Raw genomic sequence first — 26,918 nt, forward strand, 5'->3', positions numbered from 1 at the left:
AGCCAATTTAAGTATTTTCGTTAGATGCGAAGTGGCGTACTGCAAACTCCCCTAGCCTATCTTAAAGGTGTTGGTCCGAATCGTGCCGAAGCCTTAAAAACTGAACTTGGTTTGGAAACCTTCGGTGACCTATTACAATTATATCCGAATCGTTATCTCGATAAAACCCAATATTATAAAATCAATCAACTGCAAAATAGTGGTGCTGATGTTCAGATTGTTGGCAAAATTGTCAATCTAAAAACCATAGAACAAAAGCGCGGAAAACGTTTGGAAGCCTCTTTTGTAGATGAAACCGGAGAGTTGAAATTGGTGTGGTTCCGTTCACACAAATGGATTCGCGAAAACATTAAAATCAATGAGCCCTACGTGGTTTTTGGTAAGGTGAACCGTTATGGAAACAGCTTTTCAATGCCACATCCTGAAATGGAGCTACTTAAAGTCCATCAAGCTGGACTAAAAATCAGTATGCAACCCATTTATCCATCGACTGAGAAGCTGAGTGCCAAAGGCATCACCAACAAAGTCGTCAGCAAGATGTTGCAGCAATTGTTTTTGGAAACTAAAGCTGATTTCAATGAATCCCTACCCAAAACCCTGCTTGATGAGCTAAAGTTGCTTCCGAAGCCAGAATCACTCTTAAATATCCATTTCCCAAAAAGTCAAGAATTACTGGCCAAAGCCCAGTTTCGATTGAAGTTTGAAGAGTTGTTCTATGTGCAACTGCAGTTACTTTCAAAAAAAGCAGCTCGAAAGAAGAAAATTAAAGGACTGCCCTTTAAAGAAGTGGGTGAACAATTCAATTCGTTTTTCAACAACCATTTACCATTTGAATTGACCAATGCTCAAAAACGGGTTATTAAGGAGATACGAAACGATATGGGCAGTTCAGCACAAATGAACCGTTTGCTGCAAGGTGATGTAGGTTCAGGAAAGACCATTGTTGCCCTAATGTGTATGCTTTTGGCTATTGATAATGGGTTTCAGGCCTGTTTAATGGCTCCAACCGAAATCCTGGCCCAACAGCATTACAATGGGCTTAAAGACCTCTTGCTTCAAATGAATTTGAAGATTGCACTACTTACAGGGTCTACAAAACGTGCTGAACGTACATTTTTGCACAACCAATTGGAAAACGGAAATTTAAATATTTTGGTGGGGACCCATGCCGTTCTTGAAGATAAGGTCCAATTCAAGAATTTAGGTTTAGCCATTATCGATGAACAACACCGATTTGGCGTGGCACAGCGTTCCAAATTGTGGCATAAAAATGAAATACCGCCCCATGTTCTTGTGATGACAGCAACACCTATTCCCAGAACATTGGCTATGAGTTTGTACGGCGATTTGGATATTTCAGTAATTGATGAACTTCCGCCAGGTAGAAAACCTATAAAGACCGTACATCGATTCGATTCAAATCGGTTAAAGGTTTTTGGTTTTATTAAAGACGAGATTAAAAAGGGACGTCAGATATATATTGTTTACCCACTGATCAAAGAAAGTGAAGCCTTGGATTACAAAGATTTGATGGACGGCTACGAAAGTATTGCCCGTGAGTTTCCACAACCGGAATATCAAATATCCATAGTGCATGGGCAAATGAAACCGCAGGATAAGGATTATGAAATGGAGCGTTTTGTCAATGGGGAAACACAGCTAATGGTGGCCACTACAGTCATAGAGGTTGGGGTTAATGTGCCTAATGCATCGGTAATGATCATAGAAAGTGCTGAGCGTTTCGGCCTTTCACAACTGCATCAATTACGTGGTCGAGTTGGAAGGGGTGCGGAACAGAGTTTCTGCATTTTAATGACAAGTCACAAATTATCGGCCGATGCAAAAACACGATTGGAAACCATGACAGGAACCAATGACGGATTTGAAATTGCAGAGGTTGATTTAAAACTTCGAGGCCCCGGAGATTTAATGGGTACCCAACAAAGTGGACTGCTAAATCTGAAAATAGCAGATATCGTAAAGGACAACCCTATTCTGAAATTAGCCAGACATCACGCAGTTCAACTATTAAAACAGGATCCTAAATTGGACAAGCCAGATAATCTACCGGTTCGAAGAACCTATGCTGAACTGGTAAAGGATAAAGCCATTTGGGGATATATAAGTTAGGTGCATTCACTATTTCACAATTGATTTCAACTTTGTTGAACATCGTAATTTACAGGTCTCTACTTTCCATTTAAATTACCTACAATTCCTATTTTAGTCGCTTAAATTTATTTATACCGTATTATGGGAAATACGTTGTTTGACAAGGTCTGGGATTCACATGTTGTGAAAAAAATAGAAAACGGCCCAGACGTGCTGTTTATAGACCGTCACTTGGTTCATGAGGTGACAAGTCCAGTTGCTTTTTTGGGATTAAAGAATCGAAATATTCCGGTTATTTTTCCCAATAAAACCTTTGCAACTGCAGATCACAATACCCCAACCTTAAATCAACATCTACCGGTAAAAGACCCATTGTCTGCAAACCAGCTCGCCGCACTAGAAAAAAATGCAGGTGAACATGGTATTCGTTATTGGGGATTAGGACACGAAAAAAACGGAATTGTTCACGTTATAGGACCAGAAAACGGGATTACCCTGCCAGGTGCCACAATTGTATGTGGAGACTCCCATACCTCTACCCATGGGGCCTTTGGTGCAATTGCTTTTGGTATAGGAACTTCTGAGGTGGAAATGGTTTTGGCCAGTCAATGTATTATGCAACCAAAACCAAAGAGCATGCGTATTAATATCAATGGTGAATTGCAATTTGGAGTAACCCCAAAAGATGTAGCGCTTTACATTATTTCGCAATTGACAACATCTGGGGCAACCGGTTACTTTGTAGAATATGCGGGTGATGTATTTAAAAATATGTCGATGGAAGGTCGAATGACCGTCTGTAATTTAAGTATTGAAATGGGTGCGCGAGGCGGAATGATAGCACCAGATGAAACCACATTTGATTATATCGAAGGTCGCGAATTCGCGCCGAAAGGAGCCGATTGGGATAAGGCCATGGCCTATTGGAAAACCCTATATTCTGAAACAGATGCTGAATTTGATAAAGAATTGATATTTGAAGCCTCTGATATTGAGCCAATGATTACCTATGGAACCAATCCAGGAATGGGCTTCGGAATTTCAAATTCCATCCCATCAGCTGGTGAAGGTTCTGGAGCCAAAACCTACAAGAAGTCCTTGGCTTACATGAATTTTAATGAAGGTGATGAAATGTTGGGCAAACCTATAGACTTCGTTTTTTTGGGTAGTTGTACCAATGGTAGAATAGAAGATTTTAGGGCATTTGCTTCCATTGTTAAAGGAAGAAAAAAAGCAGCTAATGTCACCGCATGGTTGGTACCAGGGTCGCATAGAGTTGAAGAAGCCATAAAGGAAGAGGGAATCTTGGAGATTCTTCATGACTCGGGTTTTGAACTCCGTGAACCTGGCTGTTCTGCTTGTTTGGCAATGAACGATGATAAAGTTCCTGCAGGCAAATACGCAGTAAGTACCAGTAATCGAAATTTTGAAGGAAGACAAGGTCCGGGTGCCAGAACATTATTGGCAAGTCCTTTGGTGGCTGCGGCGGCAGCGGTAACAGGTAAAGTCACAGACCCCCGGGAATTGATGCAATTAGAAACGGCTTAAATAAAAAATTACAATCTCGCATTCGCGGGAATATTTAAAAAGAAAAGAAAGATGGCTTACGATAAATTCAGTGTACTTAATTCTACGGCGGTTCCCTTACCCATAGAAAATGTGGATACCGATCAAATTATACCTGCACGATTTTTAAAGGCAACGGAGCGTAAAGGTTTTGGAGACAACCTTTTTCGAGATTGGAGATATAATACCGATGACACCCCAAAAGAACAGTTTGTATTAAACAATCCCATCTACAGTGGAAAAATTCTTGTAGGTGGTAAAAATTTTGGTTCTGGCTCGTCAAGGGAACATGCGGCATGGGCAGTTTATGACTATGGATTCAGATGTGTGGTTTCCAGTTTCTTTGCAGATATTTTTAGGAACAACTGTTTAAACGTAGGTGTTTTACCCGTGCAAATAAGTCCCGATTTTCTGGAAAAGATATTCAAGGCCATTGAATCAGACCCGAATACCGAATTCAAAGTAGACCTCCCTGAACAAACATTTACTATTTTAAGTACTGGAGAGTTTGAAACATTTGGTATCAACGAATACAAAAAAGGAAATTTACTTAACGGTTTTGATGATATTGACTATCTCTTGAATCTCAAGGATAACATTAAGGAATTCGCTCAAACCCGACCTTTTTAATTCAACAAAATGGCTCGAACCATTGAAATAATGGATACTACCCTACGTGATGGGGAGCAGACTTCTGGGGTTTCCTTTACGGCTTCTGAAAAATTGACCTTGGCAAAATTGTTATTGGAGGAATTAAAAGTAGACCGTATAGAAGTAGCTTCCGCAAGGGTCTCTGAGGGCGAATTCAACGCCGTTAAAAATATTACGGAATGGGCAGCTGAAGAAAATAGACTTACACAGGTGGAAGTGTTGACATTTGTTGATGGAGGTGCTTCCATTAAATGGATGAAGAAGGCAGGTGCAAGGGTTCAAAATCTACTCACAAAGGGCTCGATGAACCATTTGACCCACCAATTGAAAAAAACTCCTGAAGAACATTTTGAGGGGATTGCCGAAGTTGTTCAATTAGGACTTGACGAAGGAATCGAAACTAATGTGTATTTAGAGGATTGGAGCAATGGTATGCGGAACTCACCTGATTACGTATTCCAATTTCTTGATTTCTTAGCGACCCAACCCATAAAACGTATCCTTTTACCGGATACCTTAGGAGTTTTGACTCCTTCAGAAACATTTGAATATGTTGAGAAAATAGTCAAGCGTTATCCTACAATTCACTTTGATTTTCATGGCCATAACGACTATGATTTAAGTGTTTCAAATGTAATGGAGTCGCTTAAAGCCGGTGCGCATGGATTGCATTTAACCGTTAATGGCATGGGTGAACGCGCTGGTAACGCCCCATTGGCCAGTACAATAGCCGTTATAAATGATTTCTTGCCAGAAATAAATACAAAGGTTATAGAATCCTCACTTTATAAAGTGAGCAAACTGGTCTCTACTTTTACAGGTTTTAGCATACCAGCTAACAAACCTGTGGTAGGTGAAAATGTATTTACCCAAACGGCAGGTATCCATGCCGATGGTGACAACAAAAACAATCTCTACTTCAGCAATTTGATGCCTGAGCGTTTCGGAAGAAAACGCCAATATGCATTAGGAAAGACATCTGGAAAGGCCAATATTCTTAAAAACCTACAAGAGCTTGGTTTGACCCTTAATGATGAGGAAGTAAAAAAAGTTACTGAACGCATCATCGAACTTGGTGATAAAAAAGAAAAAGTTACCAAAGATGATTTGCCGTACATCATTTCAGACGTATTGGATAGCAGCTCATTTAAGCAAAAGGTATTCATAAAGTCCTATGTTTTGACCCATGCAAAAGGATTGATGCCCTCCACTACCCTTTGCATTGAAATCGATGGCGATTTATACGAAGAAAATGCCCAAGGCGATGGCCAATTTGATGCTTTCATGAATGCTCTAAAAAAGATTTATGAAAAGCGTGATAGTAGTTTGCCAAAATTAATAGATTATGCCGTTCGAATCCCACCAGGTAGTAGTTCTGACGCCCTATGTGAAACCATGATAACCTGGAAAACCAAAAAGAACGATTTCGTTACAACAGGTCTCGATTCCGATCAAACTGTTTCGGCTATTAAGGCCACTGAAAAAATGCTCAATTTAATTTAACCAAAACAACTATATGAACCTTAATATCGCTTTGCTGGCCGGTGACGGTATCGGCCCCGAAGTTATTGACCAAGCTGTTAAAGTATGTAATGCAGTGGCATCAAAGTTCAATCATGAAATAAGCTGGAAATCGGCTTTGGTAGGAGCGGCAGCTATTGATGCTGTTGGCGAACCCTATCCTGATGAAACACATGCGATTTGTGAGGCCTCTGATGCTGTATTGTTCGGCGCCATTGGGGATCCAAGATTTGATAACAACCCTTCAGCTAAGGTTAGACCAGAGCAAGGATTGTTAAAAATGCGTAAGGCATTGGGCTTGTTTGCCAATGTGCGACCTACTTTTACATTTCCGTCCCTAATTGACAAATCCCCTTTAAAACGGGACAGAATTGAAGGTACCGACTTGGTTATCGTACGTGAATTGACCGGCGGTGTTTACTTTGGTGAACGAGGACGACTAAATGAGGGAGAGACCGCCTTTGATACTATGACATACCATCGTTTTGAAATTGAACGCATCGCCAAAAAAGGTTTTGAAATGGCTTTGAAACGTGGCAAGAAGTTGTGCTGTGTTGATAAGGCTAACGTCTTGGAAGCCTCCAGACTATGGAGGGAAACGGTTCAACGAATGGAAAAGGACTATCCCGAAGTTGAAGTTACCTACGAATTTGTAGATGCTGTTGCTATGCGATTGATACAGTGGCCAAAAGGCTATGATGTCATCATAACGGCCAACCTTTTCGGAGATATTTTAACCGATGAAGCCTCGGTTATTTCAGGTTCTATGGGACTAATGCCTTCTTCGTCTTTGGGTGAAAAGATTGGATTATATGAACCTATTCATGGTTCGTACCCACAGGCAGCTGGCAAGGATATTGCGAATCCATTGGCAACAGTACTTTCAGCAGCAATGCTATTTGAAGACCTTAACCTTGCTGAGGAAGCAGAAGCCATTCGAGAAGTAGTAAATAAATCTTTAGCAGAAGGTATAGTAACAGAAGACTTGGCTGATGGAGGCAAATCTTATAAAACATCAGAAGTTGGAGATTGGTTGGCAAACAACCTTTAGTAGTTAATAAAAGAAATAAAAAGGCCCAGTGAATCACAGGGCCTTTTATTATAATAAGTAATCCGTACTTAAAAAATTGCTGACCTTCGCGTCTAAAAGCTGCTCAACAGTTTCATTGTTTAAATCGTTGTCTTTAAACGCTACAAAGGTTCGAATACTAAACGAACGTAAGGCATCATGAACACTGAGTGTTGATTGGGCGGAGTCTTTTCTGCCCGTAAATGGGTAAACATCCGGTCCACGCTGGCATGAACTATTTAGGTTCACACGGCAAACCAAGTTAGCCAATGTATCAATCAATGGGGAAAGTGTATACACATCCTTACCAAACAAACTTACCTGTTGGCCGTAGTTGCTTTCGGCCATATCATCTAAAGGCTCATCGATATCAGTAAATGTGACTACCGGAATTACTGGACCAAACTGTTCCTCTTCATAAACACGCATGTTTTTGGTTACCGGATGTATGACCGATGGCCAAATAAAATTCTCAGAACGCTCCCCGCCTTTAGCATTAATAATTTTTCCGCCTTTCTCTTTGGCATCATCAATTAGCTCCTGAATATATGCCGGTTTACCAGGTTCAGGGAGTGGGGTAAGCTGAACCCCTTCGTCCCAAGGGTTTCCAAACTTCAATTCATCTACAGCAGCTGAGAAACGCTTTAAGAATTCTTCTTCAACATCTTTGTGCACATAGACTATTTTCAAGGCTGTGCAACGCTGGCCGTCATAAGAAAGCGTACCTGCGATACATTCCTTAACTGTCAAATCCAAATCTGCATCTGGTAGAATTATGGCCGGGTTTTTGGCTTCAAGTCCTAAAACCTGACGTAATCTATTACTTTTCGGATGTTGATTGACCAATGCATTTGCGGAAGAACTATGACCTATTAGGGCGAGGACATCAATCTTACCGGTTGTCATTATGGGTCCTGCAATCGCCCTACCCCTACCAAATAGAATATTTACTACACCTTTAGGAAAACTACTTTGGAACGCTTCCAACAGTGGGGTAATTAACAATACGCCGTGCTTAGCAGGTTTGAAAATCGTCGTATTTCCCATGATTAATGCGGGAATCAATAGTGTAAATGTCTCGTTCAACGGATAGTTGTAAGGTCCCAAACAAAGCACCACACCTAGTGGACCACGACGAATATGCGCGTATACACCATCGTGCTTTTTGAAATTTGCAGCATCACGGTCCAGTTGTTTATATTCCTCAATGGTATCATTAATGTAATCAACCGTACGGTCAAATTCTTTGTACGAATCAGGTTTGTTCTTTCCTATCTCCCACATTAACAACTTTACGACCTCTTCACGCTTCATCTTCATTTGGGAAACAAAGTTTTCCATACAGGCAATCCTGTCTTTGACTTTCATGGTGGGCCAAACCCCTTTGCCATTGTCCCAAGCGTTAGTTGCGGCATCCAATGCCTCTAAGGCTTCGGTTTCCGCATTGTTAGGAATACTACCCAAAAGAGTTGGTTTGTACTCCTTTGTAGAAGAAATCGTGGAGAACACCTCTGAAGTTGCTCCGTTCCAGTTCTTTAATTCCCCATTGACCAAATATTGCTTTTGGTGGATTTCATTTTGAATTTGAAATTCTTCTGGAATTAAATTTTGCGTAGTCATCGTAATGAATTTTACTAAAGATACTATTTTGTTTAATATTTTATCTTAAATATTAAACAAAATGAAGGTAACGAAAATTTCTTCGTTTGCTTTTATCTAAACAATGGGTTTCATTGCTGTCATTGACTCTCGCAGTCTTGCGCCAACAATCTCAACTTCATGCTCACGAATGGCCTTGTTAACCGCAATAAGTCTTCTGTTGTCAACACCATGGTCGCTGCCATTAATGAAGTCCTTTCCAATGACATCGGTATCAATGTTTTTCATGAAATCCTCCAATAGGGGTTTACAGGCGTGGTCAAATAGATAGCAACCATACTCAGCCGTATCAGAGATAACCCTATTCATTTCAAATAATTTTTTACGTGCAATGGTATTGGCTATCAACGGGGTTTCATGTAAAGATTCATAGTATGCAGATTCACCGATTATTCCAGATTCGGTCATAGTTTCATAGGCCAATTCAACACCAGCTTTAACAAAAGCGACCATTAATACACCATTGTCATAGTATTCCTGTTCTGAAATTTCAATATCTCCAGCAGGTGTCTTTTCGAAAGAAGTTTCGCCCGTAGCGGCTCTCCAAGTCAATAAATTTTTATCTCCATTTGCCCAATCTTCCATCATGGTCTTTGAAAAATGGCCACTCATTATATCGTCTTGGTGCTTTTGAAATAACGGTCGCATAATTACCTTCATCTCTTCGGCCAAGTCAAAAGCTTTGATTTTTGCTGGATTGGATAGACGGTCCATCATATTGGTAATACCACCTTGTTTTAATCCTTCTGTGATGGTTTCCCATCCGTATTGAATCAATTTAGAGGCATAACCTGCATCGATACCTTTTTCAAGCATTTTATCAAAACTCAGAATCGAACCGGTCTGTAATAGGCCACATAGAATTGTTTGTTCGCCCATTAGGTCAGATTTAACTTCCGCTACAAATGATGATTCCAAAACCCCGGCCCTATGACCACCAGTAGCTGCCGCATATGCTTTTGCTTGGGCGAGACCTTTTCCTTCAGGATCATTTTCAGGATGAACCGCGATTAATGTTGGCACACCAAAACCTCTTTTGTATTCTTCCCGAACTTCAGAACCTGGACTTTTAGGTGCTACCATGATTACAGTCAGATCTTCTCGAATCTGCATTCCTTCTTCAACAATATTGAAACCATGTGAGTATGAAAGTGTGGCCCCTTTTTTCATTAATGGCATCACCGTACTTACTACATTAGTGTGTTGCTTGTCTGGTGTAAGGTTAATAACGACATCCGCATTAGGAATTAGTTCTTCATAATTGCCAACTGTAAAATTATTCTCAGAGGCGTTTTTGTAAGACTGTCGCTTTTCTTGAATAGCTGCATCACGAAGCGCATAAGAAATATCAAGCCCTGAATCTCGCATGTTCAAACCTTGATTAAGACCTTGAGCCCCACAACCAACAATTACTATTTTCTTTCCCTTCAAAGCGTTTACACCATCAGCAAACTCATGCGCATCCATAAAACGGCATTTTCCGAGTTGCTCCAACTGATCTCGTAATGATAGTGTATTGAAGTAGTTTGTCATTTTCTTAAGTGTTATGTTTTGATTTTTAGTTCTCTAATTGAAATTCAGCCAATAATTCAGTAATTGGCATGGTGTCTTTTGTTACTGCGATGCGTCCAGAACGCACAAATTGCATTATACCAAATGGCTCTAATTTATCGTGCATCTCGTCTATTTCGTGTCTTCTACCAGTTTTTGCCAAAACAAAAAAGTCGCGTGCAACCGTTACAATTTGTGCATGACTTTCTTTGATTATGTTTTGAATTTGACGTTCATCAAAAAGTAAGCTAGACTGTATCTTGAACAAGGCAGTTTCTTGAAAAATAGTTTCGTCATCCGTGTGATAAAAAGCCTTAATCACATCAATTTGTTTTTCAATCTGCTGCACGATTCGTTGTACCCATATCTCAGTGGTATGAACTACAACTGTAAATTTTGAAACATTCTCTATTTCTGATTTTGATACATTCAGACTTTCGATATTAATATGTCTTTTCAGGAAGATTCCTGATATTCTGTTCAATAATCCTACGTTGTTCTCTGAATAAACCGATATGGTAAACCACTGTTTTTCCATAATTATGCGATTTTAACTGCAATTATAACTCCTGTCGACCAATCCATTTTAGTAATGGTTATATCGTCACGAATTTCTAGTGTGCTTATTAAATTTCTAACATTCTCGTCATGCCCTTCGGGCCAATTGGGTTGGCTTGACATGTCATCGATGATATAAAAGCCACCTTTATTTATTAAATCCAAAACTTCATCTAAACAAGCATATTTGCCTGGCCAGGCATCGGCAAAGACCAAATCAAAATTGGGACCATCATACCTTTGTAGAAACTCTGCGGCATCATCACAAATCAGATTAACCCTTTTGTCATTTCCAAAAAACTCCGATACACTTTTTACCAATTCACTATCATTGTCAATACTCGTAATAGAAGACTCAGCGTCCATTCCTTCAATCATCCATGAGAGTGATAGCCCAATACCAGTGCCCAACTCCAAGAAATTACCTTTAGGCTTTGAAGCAATCAAACTTTTCAGAAGCGTTCCGATATAAATATCAGAAGGCATGGTAAAACCGATTTCATTAGACTTTTGAAGAAGTCTTGTATACTGTTCAGGCTTTTCTAAGATTAAGGCTTGATCCAATTCTAAGTTATTTAAGTCTTATGTCTGATACTGATGCCCCTGAAGGAATCATTGGAAAAACATTGTCCTCTTTTTCAACCTTTACTTCCAAAAAATAAGGTCCGTCAAAAGCAATCATTTCCTGAACTGCTTTTTCAAGATCTTTACGTTCTGATACTCGGTTCGCCTTTATATGGTACCCCTCTGCTATTTTAACAAAATCTGGATTGGTCATAACGGTAGAAGCATACCGCTTATCAAAAAATAGCTGCTGCCATTGACGAACCATACCCAAAAAATCATTGTTCAAAACCAATATTTTAACTGCGATTTGGTGCTGAAAAATAACCCCAAGTTCTTGTATGGTCATCTGGTATCCTCCATCACCAATTACGGCAACAACTTCTCTCTCGGGCGCTCCTTGTTTGGCACCAATTGCCGCTGGTAATGCAAAGCCCATAGTTCCCAAACCACCTGAGGTAATGTTACTTTTACTTTGTTTGAATTTTGCATAACGACAGGCAATCATTTGGTGTTGCCCCACGTCGGTAACGATTACAGCTTTATGCTCAGATGCCTTATTGACTTCTTCAATCACCTCGCCCATGGTTAAACCAGGTTTGGTAGGATGAATGTCATTCTTTATGACAGCTTCAAATTCTTCTTTATGCTTTTTATCAAATTCCTCTCGCCATTCAGGGTGGGATTTTTCATCTACAAGAGGAAGTATTCTAGCGAGTGTATCCTTTGCATTACCCAATAAGGCAACATCTACTTCAACGTTTTTATTGATTTCAGCAGGATCAATTTCAAAATGAACGATTTTTGCCTGTTTGGCATATGTTTCCAAATTACCAGTAACACGATCATCAAACCGCATCCCAATGGCTAAAAGTAAATCACACTCATTGGTAAGAACATTTGGGCCATAATTACCATGCATACCTACCATGCCGACATTCAAGGGATGATCTGTATCAATTGCTGATTCGCCCATAATGGTCCATGCCGCAGGAATCCCTGTTTTTTCAATAAACGCTTTTAGCTCATTTTCAGCTTCGCCCAAAATAACGCCTTGCCCCCACACGATGTATGGTTTTTTTGCAGCATTAATTAGATCTGCTGCAGATTTTAAAGCACTTTCATCGGCCTTTGGTACAGGTTTATAACTTCGTACACCGGTACATTTGCTGTATTCGAAATCCAATTCATCAAACTGAGCATTTTTAGTAATATCAATCAGTACTGGACCCGGTCTCCCTGATTTAGCGATATAAAATGCTTTGGCAAAAATTGCAGGAATTTCTTCAGCCTTGGTAATTTGATAGTTCCATTTGGTTACGGGAGTTGAGATACCAACAATATCGGTTTCTTGAAAAGCATCGGAACCTAATAAATGCCTCGGTACCTGACCAGTAATGCATACCATTGGTGTCGAATCAATTTGAGCATCGGCAAGACCAGTTACCAAATTGGTGGCCCCAGGACCTGAAGTTGCCATAGCTACTCCTACCCTACCGCTGACCCTTGCATAACCTTGTGCTGCATGGGTGGCACCCTGTTCATGCCTAGTAAGAATATGGGTTAATTTGTCCTGAAATTTGTACAATTCATCATAAACCGGCATGATGGCCCCGCCAGGATATCCATAAATCAAATCTACTCCTTCAGCCAATAAACAATGGATAACTGCTTCAGCACCTGAAATTCGAAGTTTCTCAGATGCCCCTTTTGTTTTCTTTTCAACCTTTAGTGTTTCCATAGGTCTTTCCTGCTTTACTGATACCTAATATAGCAGCTTATTAAATTCAACTTAAATTATAACTCGTCGGTAACGCAACCTTGAGAGGCTGATGAGACCATTTTGGCGTATTTATAAAGACTTCCTCTTTTAACCTTTAACTGAGGTTTGGTCCATTTTGATCTTCTTGCCTGTAACTCCTCATCGCTAATATCAACTGAAATGGTGTTCTTTTCCGCATCAATTGTAATGAGATCACCATCTTTTACCAAAGCAATTCCACCACCATCTTGTGCTTCAGGAGCGATATGCCCCACAACAAAGCCATGTGTTCCACCTGAGAAACGGCCGTCAGTAATCAATGCGACGTCCTTACCAAGTCCTGCACCCATTATCGCAGCTGTTGGCTTTAACATTTCAGGCATACCCGGCCCTCCTTTTGGACCTTCATAACGAATCACTACTACATCTCCTTTTTTCACCAATCCATTCCGAATACCATCGTTTGCCTCGAATTCTCCTTCAAATACTTTTGCAGGTCCTGAAAAATGTAATCCTTCTTTGCCTGTTATTTTGGCAACTGCCCCTTCTGACGCCAGGTTACCATATAAAATGCGAATATGACCTGTTTCTTTTATTGGATTGTCCAAATCATGAACCACTTTCTGACCATCAGTTAAACTCGGTACATTGGCTAAATTTTCAGCAACTGTTTTTCCGGTAACGGTTAAACAATCGCCGTGAAGCATGCCTTTTTCCAACATAAACTTCATAACAGCCGGCACACCACCAACCCGATGTACGTCTTCCATCAAAAACTTACCACTTGGTTTTAAGTCTGCCAAAAAAGGAGTGGAATCACTGATTCTTTGAAAATCATCCAATCCGAATTCTATATTGGCGGCTTTGGCAATTGCTAAAAAATGAAGGACCGCATTGGTAGACCCTCCTAGAACAGTAATTAGTCTTATTGCATTTTCAAGTGATTTTTTAGTTATGATATCACTCGGTTTAATGTCCTTTTCCAATAATTGTCTCAAAGCTTTTCCTGCTTCAATACAGTCATTTGGTTTTTCTTCTCCGGTAGCTGGGTTTGAGGAACTGTATGGAATCGACATGCCAAGGGCTTCAATTGATGAAGCCATGGTATTGGCTGTATACATGCCGCCACAAGCTCCAGCCCCTGGGCAAGCATTTTGAATGACCGCCTTGTAGTCTTCTTCGTTAAGTGTTCCTGCAACTTTCTCACCCCAAGCTTCAAATGCGGATACCACATCGAGCTTTTTCTCTCCTAAACACCCTGAAGCAATTGTACCCCCGTAAACCAAAACAGACGGACGATCAAGTCGTATCATGGCCATCAGTGCACCAGGCATATTTTTATCGCAACCTACAACGGTCACCAAACCATCATAATTCATGGCTTGTACCACAGTCTCCATGGAATCGGCTATGATATCACGAGAAGGCAATGAATAGCGCATACCATAGGTACCCATTGAAATACCATCACTAACCCCGATTGTATTGAATATCAAACCGACTAAATCCGTTGATTGTATGCCCTCCTTGACCTTTTTAGAAAGTGCATTCAAATGCATATTACAAGGATTACCCTCATAACCTGTACTACCAATCCCAATTAAGGGTTTATTCAAGTCGTCTTCGGTCAACCCAATTGCATGAAGCATTGCTTGCGCTGCAGGTTGTGTAGGGTCTTGGGTGACATTTTTACTATACTTATTCAATTCCATATAACATCGTCGTTTCAAGAGATAATTACACTTGAAAATACTTTCATTACCAAAAATATAAGATTCCAATACCCTATTTTTTTAACAAATAGCATTGGTTTAGATTCAGGTTAGGTCATATAGTTTTAACCAATTGATTTCTAAATATTTAAACCTGCTTTTTTACCACATTCAATTAATTCTGAACAGCTAATAAAAAGATTGGGGTATTTTTATGTGCTATGGAAAAAACTGTTTCAGAAGCCATCTCGTATCGTCGTTCAGTACGAATTTTCAATCCGGAAATAGAACTTGACACCAATATTGTGAAAGAGTGTATCAAAAACGCCTCTCTTGCCCCAACTAGCAGTAATCTTCAACTATGGGAATTCTACCATTTGACCGATTCTTCAATTTTAAAGAAAATGACCAAGGCATGTCTTGGGCAAAATGCGGCTAAAACTGCAAAACAGTTGTTGATTGTAGTTGTGCGAAAGGATTTATGGCGTAAACGTGCTGCAGCCAATATCTCGTTCCTCAAAAAATCCTTTGGCAATAAGTCAGCTTCTGATTACTCAAAAAGGGAAAAATTCGCATTGAATTACTACGAAAAATTAATACCCACAGTTTATTTCGATTTTCTTGGAATACTAGGTTGGATTAAATTCTTGATATTTCAAGTATTTGGTCTCTTTAAACCCACTTATAGACAGGTAAGGACATCAGACATGCGAATTGTTGCCCACAAAAGTGCAGGGCTAGCGGCACAGAACTTTATGATAAGTATGGCCGCTCAAGGTTATGACACTTGTCCAATGGAAGGCAGTGATACCCTAAAAATTAAAAAGATCCTGGGACTACCTTTTGGTGCTGAAATCAATATGGTTATCGGTTGTGGTGTTCGCGATGATGGCGGAATTTATGGAGAACGATTTCGAATTCCTTTTGAAGAGGTTTACCATCAATTGTAAAACAACTCAAATTTGATTTTATCACCCATTTTTTTCTGGGCTAAGGCAGAAATAGCATCATTTCGTAGTTGTAATAATCTTGGGTAGCCTCCTGTAGTTTGACCATCACGCATTAATATTATCAGTTTACCTGCAGGGGTGCATTGCACCGTTCCTGGTAAGGTTGCAGATGTTAATATGTTATGGGAGTGACTCTCAAAGGCTTCTTCTAATTGGTAAGCCATACGATTGTTTTCCTTTGAGATATGAAATTCGGAAGCAAACAACTTATCAATTTGAGATTCAGATAAAAGATGGAATTCTGGACCCTGAAAAACCTGTAAATTCGTTTCAGACAGGTAATTGGCCGGTTTCATACCTGATATCAATGGATTGAAATCGGAGTGCGACTTGTAGGCCACTTCGTCATTCTTCGTTAATTGCGCTTTCGGGGTCAATGGCATAAATTGAGATGCACTGTCCAAAACCATTTCAGTTTCAAAACCACCCTTGACACCCAAATAACAACGAAAACCGGAAGCCAGTTTTTCAAAAGATAATACATCACCCTTTTTAACTCGAATCACTGAATAATTCGAAATTGAGTCGTTATTCAATTTAGGGTTCATATTGGCACCCGTCAAAGTAATGAAAGTTGGCTCCAAAAATTCTAGTGTGGGGCCTGTCATCGTGATTTCTAAAACCGGAGTATTTTTTTCGTTCTCAAGAAGCCTATTACACTGTTCGAATGCCATGTTATCCATACATCCAGAAACCGGAACACCTTTATTTCGGAAGCCAAATCTACCAGAGTCTTGTATGGTGGTATAGAAACCGGGTTTCAAAATCTTAAGCATTCCAAGGCAATTTTTCAGGTTCTAAAATTCCCACTTGTGCTTCAATCTTATACACTTCATATTCAGGTTTCCCAATGCTAAAAAACTGTACCTTATCCCCAACACTAACAAAACATGGTGATTTTGCCTTAAGGTTGAACATTGGCACAGGACATTTTCCAATAATATTCCAACCCCCAGGAGAATCCTGAGGATAAATACCCGTTTGCTTACCAGCTAGACCGACAGAACCTTTATCAACATGCAATCTTGGGGTATCTCGACGCTTGGTCTCAAGTACGGGTGGTAATCCGCCCAAATACATAAACCCCGGTAAAAAACCAATGCCGTATACCGTGTAGGAATGGGACGTGTGTAGTTTGATTATTTCTTCTTTGGAAAGACCTATTTGATCTTCTAAGGAGCTAAAATCAAGTGCGAACTCGTCGTCGTAACATACAGGGAGTTTCCATAAATATCGTTCCGTTTGTCCAAGCATGCCTTTTGTGGAATACCATTCTTCCAATTTAGGCTTGATTTCTTGAAAACTAATTGTAGTAAACGGATTGACCAGTGTCAAAGAATTGTAGGCGGGTATAAGGTCCCAATTGTCGTCGAGAACACCTTTTAGCTTTTCTTGAAAAAATAAAATATCATCAAGGATTTCTTCACTTACTTCATTGGGCCATTTAACAATTATTGCGGATTCGCCGTAAGCATCTATGGTTATTGGGAAGGAATTCACTAGGCGATTTTCAGCTTATAATTTGGCAATTCGCGTTGAAGATACGTTAATATTTTAAATGCCGAAGGGGTATCGCCATGAATACAATAAGTTTCAGATATTATAGGTTTATCAACACCGCCAACTGTTCTAACTACACCCTTGATTACCATCCTTTTAATATGTTCCAACACCAATTTTGGTTCTTGGATTAGTGCGTTTTCGTTGGTTCTCGAGACAAGACTTAAATCCGCATTATAATTTCTGTCTCCAAAAGCTTCATAAACAATAGTAAAGTTTAATTTTTTCGCCAATTTGGCCACTTTAGAATTGAATGGTACATATAACCGGCAGTTACTTTTATAAGAGTCAATAGCCTGCAAAAAAACGCCCGCAAGAATGTCATCTTTTGCAATTTGATTATACAAGGCTCCGTGTGCTTTTATATGATGCAAACTACCCCTTTCTTTTTGCAATAAGCTTGAAAATAAATTCATTTGGTTTTTTATACTTTCAACCAAATCCTTACTGGAAATATCAAGAACTTTTCTACCAAAATTTTCTTTGTCAGGATAGCTCGGGTGCGCACCTATTTTAACACCATTTGAGATTGCCAATCCAATGGTATTCCGAATGATTTTTTCATCACCTGCATGTCCGCCACAAGCAATATTACATGAACTGATTAAGGGTAATAGTTGTTCTTCATTGCCCACTCCCTCGCCTACATCACAATTAATATCAATTAGTTTGAATCCCATCTTTAAAAAAGTCCAAATACTTTGGCAATACTCTTCGCGCCTAAAAATAAAGTCAGCAATAAAATCAGGATGCCAAAGGTATTTTGAATCATAGAGTTTTTATTCGATGCCATTACACTGGTTTTGTTCACCATCCACAATAATATGAAAGCTATTAAAGGCAATAAGATGCCATTAGCTACTTGTGCAAATTTTATGACTTCTATTGGTTTGATTTTTAAAGTCAGAAAAAGAACGCCAATAAGAAGAATGCTAACCCATACCATTCGAAAGCGCCAATCTTTCAAACCTTTGTCCCAACCAAAACAACTTTTGGCAACATAAGCAGCTGCTAAAGGTGCAGTTATTGAAGAGGTAAGGCCTGCAGCGAAAAGACCAATACCCATAAAATAATTCGCCCATGCACCGAATAGTGGTTCAAGACCTTTCGCCAAATCATCAGCTCCATTAACATCTGTTGTGTCTATGGCAGATGCCGATATGATTATTGCCATTGAAACGACACCCCCGATGGCAATTGAAATCAAGGTGTCCCATCTGGCTGATTTTAAATGGGAAACTCCATTCCACTTTTCATTTACCAATGAAGCGTGTAAAAACAGATTATACGGCACTATGGTCGTACCAACCAAGGCGATTATGGTCAATAGACTTTCTGATGAAATATTTGGAACGAAGAGTCCATTCAGTAGTTCACTGAAATCTGGTTTTGTCAAGATTGCGGTTACAACAAAAGCGATACTCATCAAAAAAATCAATCCGACAAATACGCGTTCCAAAAGTTTATAATTGCCAAACCATAGTAATAAAAAGGCTGCTATTCCTATGACCCAAGGAAAAAACAAGACATACGAATTGCCAAAAATGGAAGCTAGGCCTAAGGTAGCACCACCAATATTACCTGCTTCATAAGCAGCATTACCAACGAGTATTGCCGAAATAATTAGAACTAAGGCGAAAGTCCTTAATCCGCTATTAGAAACCCCTTCTTTAACCGCATCTGCTAATCCCTTGCCAGTAACCAAGCCTAATCGTGCAGCCATTTCTTGAAGTGACATCGTCGCCAAAACTGAAAACAACAATGCCCATAATAAAGAATAACCAAAAGAAACCCCAGCCAGAGTACAGGCTGTAATTGTTCCTGGTCCAATAAAAGCAGCGGCCACTAAAATTCCCGGGCCTAAATTCTTTAATCTTGAATTTTTCACATCAGAAAAATACGTTTTCTCAACAAGTCATTAACCGTTTATCTAAAAAATTGCATTTCACCTAAAAATGAGAGGTCATTCATCGATTCGTTATACGATTTAATAAATGATAAAGTTATAATAGTCCCAAATCTTATTATAAATCAATTAAACTGACCTACTAAATGAAGTGTAAAGAATGTGGTAGGCCCATAGGCTATTTAGAGCATAGAGAGGCAATGGACTATGTTGGAGTGGAACTCTGCTCTAGGCACTTAAAGCTCATCGAAAAAATAAAAAACGAAAAGGAAACCCCAAAAGAGGCTTTGCAACTGTATTATGCCTTAAAAGAGAATGGATTAAATCCAATGCTCGAATGGTGGGATGGTTCGAAATCCGTTGATATCGCAATTTCAAGGGTAAAACTGAATATCGATATTGGAACGGACTACGAATTAATGACCCACAAACAAGCTTTGGAAGATTTAGAAGAAACCATGCAGTCTTTCAAAAACGGGTTTACCAATATTCGAATTCCCCATATTTTGGTGAAACATTATTTAAGCGATACGGTAAAGTATGTAATTGGAATTGTTGATGGACTCAAACTAAACTTAAAAGTTGTCAATTAGACCTAATAACTAAAGTTAATAAAGCCAAAGGGTCAATTAACTAAGTACTATCCGATTCAAAAAAGACTAAAAGATTTCGAATGCAACAGGCTTTCGGAATCTTTTTTTATTTGCATTACCCAATACTTAAATTCTTCTTGTAATTTACAGGGAATCTCTAAACACCTGGTAAATGAATTACATCGATAGAAGAAAATGGTTAAAAACCGCTGGATTGGGAAGCGGATTTACCCTTCTCAGTGGGGTAAGTACCATAAGTGCCGCAACCAACCAAATAGTAACCGAAAAAACAGAGGGTTCCATTGCCAAATTGAATTCTAACGAAAATCCTTTTGGTCCTTCAAAACGTGTTCGTACAGCTATTAGTGAAGCTTTTGATAAGGCTTGTCGTTATCCATCATTCGTTTTTAGACCATTTTTAGAGCAAATTGCGGAAGCAGAAGGAGTAACTACCGACCACATTGTTATTACAGGAGGGTCTACCGAGGGACTAAAAGCAACAGGCTTGACCTACGGTATTGACCAAGGTGAAATTATAGCTGCCGACCCAACGTTTCAGGCAATGCTTCGCTATGCCGAAGGATTCGGGTCGTACGTACACAGAGTTCCTGTCGATGAAAATATGGGTCATGATTTAAACGCGATGGCCCAGAGAATCAATAATAAAACCCGATTGATTTTTATATGCAATCCCAACAACCCAACCGGCACCTTAATTGACAAAAGCACCTTGAGTGATTTTTGCAGTTCAATCAGTAAAAAAGCAGTAGTATTCAGCGATGAGGCCTATTACGACTTTATAATTGAACCTAACTACCCTAGCATGGTAAGTTTGGTTAAGGAGGGGATGAATGTTATCGTTTCTAAAACCTTTTCAAAAGTTTACGGGCTGGCTGGCATGCGCCTGGGCTATTTGATTGCTCGACCAGACATTGCGGCTAGATTGCGCCGTAACATTATGGCAATGACAAATGTTTTGGCTATTGAGGCAGCGAAGGAGGCCTTAAAGGATGATGAATTTTACAAATTCAGTTTACAAAAGAATACAGAAGCTAAAAATTCAATTTACCGTACTCTCGACGATTTAAATCTACAATATGTAAAATCACATACCAATTTCGTCTTTTTTAAATCTGGTAAACACATCTCTGATTTAATACCCGCAATGCAAAAAGAAGGGGTTATTGTAGGTAGACCTTTCCCACCCTTTTATGACTGGTGTCGTATAAGTACAGGTACAATGGAAAATATGAAACAATTCGATTTGGCCCTCAAGAAAGTATTGGGTTAACCAAATTAGACTCTCAAAAAATGACGCCAATTATTACTCCCAAATCCTAAATACTTTTAGTAATCGCTTCAAAATTCTTTTCTTAGTATCTTCAAAGATGAAAAAGGAAATTTAGGAATGGATAAAAACAAGGCCCGGGTCAAAAAGTGGCTAAAAGTATTTCAATACTTGGCTGGGTATTTGGTGGCAGCATGGACCTTTTTACAGTTTGTTGAGTGGATTCTTGACCGCTACAACATTTCCCCTTATTGGGTCGATATCTTTTTATGGTTCTTTGTGGGCATAATTCCTTCCCTTTTAATTTACCTGTATCATCAAGACAGAATCAACCAAAGAATCTTAAAACTCAGGGAAAAAATAATTTTCCCATTAAATCTTGTATTGGTCTTTATAGGACTATATTTCGGTTTTGGTACCTCTGATTTAGGAGCAACGACTAAAGAAGTGTCCTATTTAGATGCAATGGGTGAATTAAATGAAACTACTGTTACCAAAGAAGAGTTTCGTACACAATTACCGATTTTCAATTTCACCAATTTGACCGATGATGAGGAGTTGAATTGGATGGGTGAAGGCATCGCTGAACTCCTCTTTTATGATTTATTGCAAGACAAGAATATAACACCCGATCAAAATTGGGCAGAGAATACGACGGATAAGGTGATGGAATCGAGTTTTATCTCGGACATTTACGTAGATGGAGAGTTCGAAAAGAAAGATGGTAAATTCAGTATTACATCTTCCATTCGATCCAGTAAAAATGGAGCTGTCATTAATTCAAAAACATTTGAAGGTGACGATTTTTTAGACTTGGTTGATGAAATCAGTCACTTTATAAAAATATCCGTTGATATACCGGAAACCAACAAACTTCAATACATTGATTTGGGCATTAAAGAGTTCGTAAGTACTTCGGTGCCAGCAATCAAAAATTTTGTTCGAGGTAACTATGAAGAAGCTACCGCCCTAGATAGCACATTTGCACTAGCCTATCTTAGAAGTTCTAGAAGGGATATTACCTACAGTAAAGGAAAAATTGATGAACAGGCTCTTGCAGAAAAAGCATATCGTTATCGGGAGCGATTACCGTACGACATGCAAATGGAAGCAATGGCCAACAGATATTTGGCATACGATAAATTCGATGAGGCCAAAGAGTTGGTTGAGATGCAATTGGAGATTTCACCTCAAAATCGCTTTTTGAACAATCTACTCTATGGTATTCATGGCGAAACAAAAGATATAGAAGCTTACTTTGATACCGCACAAAAACGTTTTGAAGCTTCCAAAAGCATGTATAACATTGAGAATATGGCAGATGCTTCTTTGGTAGTTGGAGAGTATGACCGTTACATCCAAATGGTAGATTTCTATTCAAAACTAAACCCACGTAACAACTTTATTTTCCCATATAAACTGGTACCAGAGCTGCTTAAGAAAGATGCTGAAGCAGCAAAAGAAACCCTTAAAAAAACCAAGCTATTACATCCGGGCCAAGACAATATCAATGCTGCATTTGATGCTGCAGTTACTTTTTTAGAAAAAGAAGAAACTGTTGATTTAAATTATTTTGAAGGTATCTATAGGTCACAGCTCAGCGAAGCTTTGGTAAAATTTTGGATAGTTGAAGACCGATTATTATACCATTATTCCAACCAAACGATTGAAACAACCATGCCTACGGGTAAAACCTCATTGGTCGTTGGCATGCCTAATGGATTCACTGGAGAGTATGAATTCTATTCAGATAAGAATGGGATAGCCTACGGAGCAAAGGTCACTGAGAATTATTACAATGGAGGAACTAATGTTTATTGGATTTGGAAATTAGATGATTCGATACGCAAGGCAGAGGAACATCTACTCAATGAGGACTACGACAAGGCCGAAGTCGCTTACCAAGAAGCTATTACCAAGAATCCAAACCACTTCTATTTGAAAAATACACTTCAGCATATTCAATATGTAAAATCAATAGACTCACTCGATTTGCAAAAGCAGTTCAACGATGTGGTTGGTTTATACTCCAAAGAAGGTGTAGAGAATACAAGAAAATTATTTGTCAAAGATGGCAAGCTCATGTACAAAAGAGAGGGAATTCCCAGTAAACAGTTGTTACCAATATCTAGGAACAGGTACATGAACTTGAATTCCCTAAGGCTGCATTTTGAATTTGATTATGAAGATGATGAGGCAGTAGCGAGTTATTCACTGCTCTATGATGCCGAAACCGATAAATGGGAAAATTACGGACCGGAATTGAATTACCTGTATAAGGAAAAGAAGTAAAAAAGCAGCCCTTTTTAGGTGACTGCTTTTTGAAATATTTCCTTAAGACCTATTGGTAAAACGACTATTTACCCGTTCCTTGATTTCTGCTTTCCAAGTATTTCTTAAAATTTGTAATTCTATTTGAAAGTAGTTGTGCGTAATCAGCACCTTTGTATTTCTCAAAGGTTTTTTTAGAAATGCCCTTGTACCAGACTGTTTCTGTATACTGCAAAGGTTCTCCGGGCACTAGTCCTCGTTTGATGTAAATATTTCCTGAAGACAATTTGTAACGTAAAGTATACGATTCATTTTCAACAATATCGACTATCTCAACATCAAATAACTGACCGTCGGACATAATAGCCTGACAGCTCTGATTCTTTTTCAATTCTTCTGGACACCTAACATCGATTATTTTTTCGTCCCAGTACTTAAAGGTGTCAAAATCGGTAATAACATTCCAGACATTTTCTTGGGTGTCGGAGAGTTCAATACTATTCGAAAATTTCTTTTCTGATTTTGCATTTTGGCTAAATGCGAACGATGTGCTTAAAAGCATCATCAAGATTGGCATAAATTTTTTCATGATTGAAGTTTTTGTGATTTACATACTTCAAAATTCAATCATGGAGGAAAAAGAAAGTGTGTCATTTGACACACTAAGAAAACTTTAAGAAAATCTAGGCCGCCGTTAATTTACGCCGAATTCGGTGTAGTGTTTCCCGAGAGGTGCCAATATAAGAGGCAATAATACCCACAGGTACTTCCTGTACCATTTCCGGATAGTTTTGCACCAAATCAACATATCGTTCTTCTACGGACATTTTAGAAATGTTATTGGCCTCAACGACTTTAGAGGATAAGATTTGTTCGGTAATGGTCTGAATAAAATTAGACAGCTCCTGGTTCTTTTCCTTTATGGCCATAAAGTCGGCCCTAGTCATTTCACAATAGCGTACATCGGTAAGTGCTTGGCACTCATTTAGTGTCTGCATTTGATGAAAAAAACTTTCCAATACAGTCCAGCAATAGTTGGGGCTGACAACTTTTAAGGTAACTCGTTCTCCTAAATCATTGTAAGTGAAATAATGGAGGTAGCCCCTTTCAAAAAAATAAATGCTATCCACTTTTTGATGGGCATGAATCAGTTTATCACCTTTTTTTAAGGTCTTAACTTCGCAATGGCTTAGCAGAAAATCCATATTTGCTTCGGAGAGCTTACCAAACCCATTAAAATATTCCCGCATCATTTGCATACCGTAAAGTTAGGAGATTTGGTGCGAAGTGTTTGTTAAATAGTCCTATCTAATCCGAAAATGATTCTTAATTAAGTCCTAATTCTACATCCCACGATTCATTCCAATCCCCTTCTTTCTTTAGATAGTCTATCACTTCTGCTCGCATTCGATGTGTTTCGGCCTCTATCCTTTTAAATAGTTCTTGATAGTCTGGGTCGTCTTCGTAACGCTGATAGCCACCTGATTTCATATTTCCGAACCAAGCTTGCCGATTCTTTTTGATGAAAAAAACTTCATCTAGATATGTAATGAACTTTTCTTTTTGATCGGACAAGTAATAGCAATCCAACAACAATTGGTCACGATAACCATTCGATACAGGGTCATTATCTATGATATTTTGGTTATGGCTACATAGTTTAGTAGCATAACTATCGGCCTTATCCTTTTGATTGTCCAACCTTAAATATTCAATGTACTCCACCAACAATTCATTATACGGATAAACTATTGGCTTTTCAAAAACCGAACCGTTCGCAACATCAGGAAAGCCATTCTCAAAAATTCCTAAAGCAGCTTTTACATCACCATCGAGTAATTCTAAATATGCTAACTCCAATATTTCATCTTCAGGTTCCAATTGCCCTTCATCAATCAAGTATTGCAACAATTCCCGTATTCTTTCTTCGTTTTTTTTGAAATAATGGAAGTACAATACATCGTAGTAAATAGCATCAGTTTCGGAATACCGCATTTGTATGGTGTTGGCATATTTTTCAGCCAGTGGCCAAATATCCAAATCCAAGGCACCTAACATATTATGGTTTAATTTGGCTCTATTGGTGGGGTCTTTTTTCAGATTCTCATGCCTTAACCTAAACGAACCAACCAAGTCTCCATAGGGTTCTTTAACAAGAATCAGCGCTTTTAAAAGAGATCCAGGCTTGTTCACCGTGTCATTTCTTATCATCTTGTCTAGTAAAGCCATTGCCCTTTCAGGTTGGTTCATGTTTTGATAAAGCTTTGAAGCAAATTGACTAGTATAAAAATTATTCAAAGGATCTAATTCCACAGTCTTTTCGAGTTGCTCGTAGGCAAGTTTGAATTGCTTGGCATTTTGCAATTGTAAATACAACGAATAATGGGCATCAGCAAAATTGGGCTTTAGCTCAATAGCTTTTCTTAAATCTCGAATATTTGCTGCTGTGTCCCTAGCAACATTTTTGTTTACCACCCTATTCCTGTAGTTGACATTAGCTCTTAAAACCTCTGGTTTTTCTGGAGCCAATTCCAAAGCTTTTTCCATATGGTACTTTGACTTTTCATCCCTGGTTTTTTTATCTAAACTGCCATAAAAATGCCATTGTAAATATAAAAATGCCAACTCGGCATGGGCTTCAGCGAAGTTTGGTTCCAATTGTAGTGCTTGCTCGAGTAATTCAACTCCTTTTCTAATTGAAGTGTCATCTCGCAATTGTGAGAATTCGCGAGACTTTAAATACAATTTATAGGCTTCGGAGTTTTCCGTTAATCTACTTGCTAAGGCCTCTTGATCTTTTGGTAATAACCGTACTTTTAATTCATTGGCTACCTTTCTCGAAATGCTTTCTTGAATATCAAAAACTTCATCAAAATTTTCATCATAGGTATTCGACCATAAGTGATAACCATTTGCCGCATTAATTAACTGGGCTGTGATGCGTACTCTTCCCCTATGGTAGCGAACACTACCCTCTAATATGTAATTTACTTCCAGTTGCTCAGCAATGTATCGTATATCTTGATTTTTGTTCTTAAACGCGAATGATGAGGTTCGAGCAGGTACTTTAAGACCACTTATATTAGCCAATTCATCTAAAATCTGTTCGGTAAGTCCATCAGCCATATATTCATTTTCCTTGTCAGGACTAAAATTTGCGAATGGAAGTACAGCAATACTGGCTGTTGACTTGTCTTGAAATAAAGTTTTACCCCTAAAGAAAAAGCGATCGACCAACAAAAGGCTCACTAAAAGTGCAAGGATTACAATAATACCCTTATTAAGTTTAGTACCGATTTTTTTGCCATCTTCTTCTGATCGTTTCGATTCTTTGGTCAATTTGAACCCATTAGGAGTCAACTCATACAACCAAGCCAATATTAAGGCTATCGGAAACCCTACAATAAGAATCTTAGTAATCGTAGCAGGAACAGCCTCCGGTAGGTTTAAATTCGGTGCAATAGTATTGGCTATCTGTATTAGCAACCAAGAAGTAATGGCATAGGCAGTGGCAGCCTTATAGACGTTTCGGCGTTTTAATTCTTCGAAAAAATTGTTCATTTTC

At 38.9% G+C, this 26,918-nt stretch carries 22 protein-coding genes; 9 read left to right on the forward strand and 13 right to left on the reverse strand.

What is annotated here, in order from left to right; all coding sequences use genetic code 11:
- Positions 1 to 24 precede the first annotated feature (24 nt).
- From recG to leuB, 5 genes are all read left to right on the forward strand, one after another.
- Positions 25 to 2,130, forward strand: a complete 2,106-nt coding sequence (recG, locus tag HCU67_RS10840) for an ATP-dependent DNA helicase RecG (protein ID WP_168552642.1) — start codon at positions 25 to 27, stop codon at positions 2,128 to 2,130.
- 123 nt (positions 2,131 to 2,253) lie between these two features.
- Positions 2,254 to 3,660 (forward strand): 3-isopropylmalate dehydratase large subunit, encoded by a 1,407-nt coding sequence (gene leuC / locus HCU67_RS10845; protein WP_168552643.1) that lies wholly within the window; start codon positions 2,254 to 2,256, stop codon positions 3,658 to 3,660.
- Positions 3,661 to 3,711: 51 nt separating this feature from the next.
- The gene (gene leuD, locus HCU67_RS10850; protein WP_168552644.1) at positions 3,712 to 4,308 is read left to right on the forward strand and encodes a 3-isopropylmalate dehydratase small subunit; all 597 of its coding nucleotides are present in this window, start codon (positions 3,712 to 3,714) and stop codon (positions 4,306 to 4,308) included.
- 9 nt (positions 4,309 to 4,317) lie between these two features.
- Complete coding sequence (locus tag HCU67_RS10855) at positions 4,318 to 5,832, forward strand: alpha-isopropylmalate synthase regulatory domain-containing protein (RefSeq protein WP_168552645.1); 1,515 nt, start codon at positions 4,318 to 4,320, stop codon at positions 5,830 to 5,832.
- Between the two features lie 13 nt (positions 5,833 to 5,845).
- Positions 5,846 to 6,901 (forward strand): 3-isopropylmalate dehydrogenase, encoded by a 1,056-nt coding sequence (gene leuB, locus HCU67_RS10860; protein WP_168552646.1) that lies wholly within the window; start codon positions 5,846 to 5,848, stop codon positions 6,899 to 6,901.
- Positions 6,902 to 6,949: 48 nt separating this feature from the next.
- Here the strand turns inward: leuB and HCU67_RS10865 are convergent, their stop codons facing one another.
- The 6 genes from HCU67_RS10865 to ilvD all read right to left on the reverse strand — a co-directional run bounded on the left by HCU67_RS10865 (position 6,950) and on the right by ilvD (position 14,725).
- Positions 6,950 to 8,539 (reverse strand): NADP-dependent glyceraldehyde-3-phosphate dehydrogenase, encoded by a 1,590-nt coding sequence (locus tag HCU67_RS10865; protein WP_168552647.1) that lies wholly within the window; start codon positions 8,537 to 8,539, stop codon positions 6,950 to 6,952.
- Positions 8,540 to 8,635: 96 nt separating this feature from the next.
- A complete protein-coding gene (gene ilvC, locus HCU67_RS10870; protein ID WP_168552648.1) occupies positions 8,636 to 10,111 on the reverse strand; it encodes a ketol-acid reductoisomerase in 1,476 nt (491 codons plus the stop codon).
- 25 nt (positions 10,112 to 10,136) lie between these two features.
- Positions 10,137 to 10,667, reverse strand: a complete 531-nt coding sequence (gene ilvN / locus HCU67_RS10875; RefSeq protein ID WP_168552649.1) for an acetolactate synthase small subunit — start codon at positions 10,665 to 10,667, stop codon at positions 10,137 to 10,139.
- Between the two features lie 2 nt (positions 10,668 to 10,669).
- A complete protein-coding gene (locus HCU67_RS10880) occupies positions 10,670 to 11,251 on the reverse strand; it encodes an O-methyltransferase (protein WP_246865761.1) in 582 nt (193 codons plus the stop codon).
- A gap of 7 nt (positions 11,252 to 11,258) precedes the next feature.
- The gene (gene ilvB, locus HCU67_RS10885; protein ID WP_168552650.1) at positions 11,259 to 12,992 is read right to left on the reverse strand and encodes a biosynthetic-type acetolactate synthase large subunit; all 1,734 of its coding nucleotides are present in this window, start codon (positions 12,990 to 12,992) and stop codon (positions 11,259 to 11,261) included.
- A 56-nt stretch (positions 12,993 to 13,048) separates the two neighbouring features.
- On the reverse strand, positions 13,049 to 14,725 hold the full coding sequence (gene ilvD / locus HCU67_RS10890) for a dihydroxy-acid dehydratase (protein WP_168552651.1): 1,677 nt from the start codon (positions 14,723 to 14,725) through the stop codon (positions 13,049 to 13,051).
- A 221-nt stretch (positions 14,726 to 14,946) separates the two neighbouring features.
- Between ilvD and HCU67_RS10895 the strand changes: the two genes are divergently transcribed.
- Positions 14,947 to 15,675 carry a nitroreductase family protein gene (locus HCU67_RS10895; RefSeq protein WP_168552652.1) on the forward strand — a complete coding sequence of 243 codons (729 nt, stop codon included), beginning with the start codon at positions 14,947 to 14,949 and terminating at the stop codon, positions 15,673 to 15,675.
- Here HCU67_RS10895 and HCU67_RS10900 read toward each other — a convergent pair.
- From HCU67_RS10900 to HCU67_RS10915, 4 genes are read right to left on the reverse strand one after another with little or no spacing between them, the layout of a single operon-like run.
- Positions 15,666 to 16,511 carry a 5-oxoprolinase subunit C family protein gene (locus HCU67_RS10900; protein WP_168552653.1) on the reverse strand — a complete coding sequence of 282 codons (846 nt, stop codon included), beginning with the start codon at positions 16,509 to 16,511 and terminating at the stop codon, positions 15,666 to 15,668. The two genes, HCU67_RS10895 and HCU67_RS10900, sit on opposite strands and share 10 nt — an antisense overlap.
- Positions 16,504 to 17,235 (reverse strand): 5-oxoprolinase subunit PxpB, encoded by a 732-nt coding sequence (gene pxpB, locus HCU67_RS10905; protein WP_168552654.1) that lies wholly within the window; start codon positions 17,233 to 17,235, stop codon positions 16,504 to 16,506. The genes HCU67_RS10900 and pxpB overlap by 8 nt, the downstream gene beginning before the upstream one ends.
- Positions 17,235 to 17,975, reverse strand: a complete 741-nt coding sequence (gene pxpA, locus HCU67_RS10910) for a 5-oxoprolinase subunit PxpA (protein WP_168552655.1) — start codon at positions 17,973 to 17,975, stop codon at positions 17,235 to 17,237. Before pxpA ends, pxpB begins: the two co-directional genes overlap by 1 nt.
- Positions 17,976 to 17,977: 2 nt before the next feature.
- Positions 17,978 to 19,183 (reverse strand): Nramp family divalent metal transporter, encoded by a 1,206-nt coding sequence (locus tag HCU67_RS10915; RefSeq protein ID WP_168552656.1) that lies wholly within the window; start codon positions 19,181 to 19,183, stop codon positions 17,978 to 17,980.
- A gap of 164 nt (positions 19,184 to 19,347) precedes the next feature.
- Here HCU67_RS10915 and HCU67_RS10920 point away from each other — a divergent pair, with 164 nt between their 5' ends.
- From HCU67_RS10920 to HCU67_RS10930, 3 genes are all read left to right on the forward strand, one after another.
- Positions 19,348 to 19,794 carry a hypothetical protein gene (locus tag HCU67_RS10920; RefSeq protein WP_168552657.1) on the forward strand — a complete coding sequence of 149 codons (447 nt, stop codon included), beginning with the start codon at positions 19,348 to 19,350 and terminating at the stop codon, positions 19,792 to 19,794.
- 172 nt (positions 19,795 to 19,966) lie between these two features.
- Positions 19,967 to 21,085 carry a pyridoxal phosphate-dependent aminotransferase gene (locus HCU67_RS10925; protein ID WP_168552658.1) on the forward strand — a complete coding sequence of 373 codons (1,119 nt, stop codon included), beginning with the start codon at positions 19,967 to 19,969 and terminating at the stop codon, positions 21,083 to 21,085.
- 117 nt (positions 21,086 to 21,202) lie between these two features.
- Complete coding sequence (locus HCU67_RS10930; protein ID WP_168552659.1) at positions 21,203 to 23,374, forward strand: tetratricopeptide repeat protein; 2,172 nt, start codon at positions 21,203 to 21,205, stop codon at positions 23,372 to 23,374.
- A gap of 64 nt (positions 23,375 to 23,438) precedes the next feature.
- Here HCU67_RS10930 and HCU67_RS10935 read toward each other — a convergent pair whose 3' ends face one another.
- The 3 genes from HCU67_RS10935 to HCU67_RS10945 form a co-directional block, all read right to left on the reverse strand.
- Positions 23,439 to 23,942, reverse strand: coding sequence for a hypothetical protein (locus HCU67_RS10935; RefSeq protein ID WP_168552660.1), 504 nt, complete (start codon positions 23,940 to 23,942; stop codon positions 23,439 to 23,441).
- A gap of 94 nt (positions 23,943 to 24,036) precedes the next feature.
- A complete protein-coding gene (locus HCU67_RS10940) occupies positions 24,037 to 24,606 on the reverse strand; it encodes a Crp/Fnr family transcriptional regulator (RefSeq protein WP_168552661.1) in 570 nt (189 codons plus the stop codon).
- A gap of 73 nt (positions 24,607 to 24,679) precedes the next feature.
- Positions 24,680 to 26,914: a hypothetical protein gene (locus tag HCU67_RS10945; protein ID WP_168552662.1), complete on the reverse strand. Its 2,235-nt coding sequence runs from the start codon at positions 26,912 to 26,914 to the stop codon at positions 24,680 to 24,682.
- Positions 26,915 to 26,918: the final 4 nt, after the last annotated feature.

Origin of the sequence: Croceivirga thetidis, from assembly GCF_012272815.1 — a bacterium.
Taxonomy (GTDB): Bacteria; Bacteroidota; Bacteroidia; order Flavobacteriales; family Flavobacteriaceae; genus Croceivirga; species Croceivirga thetidis.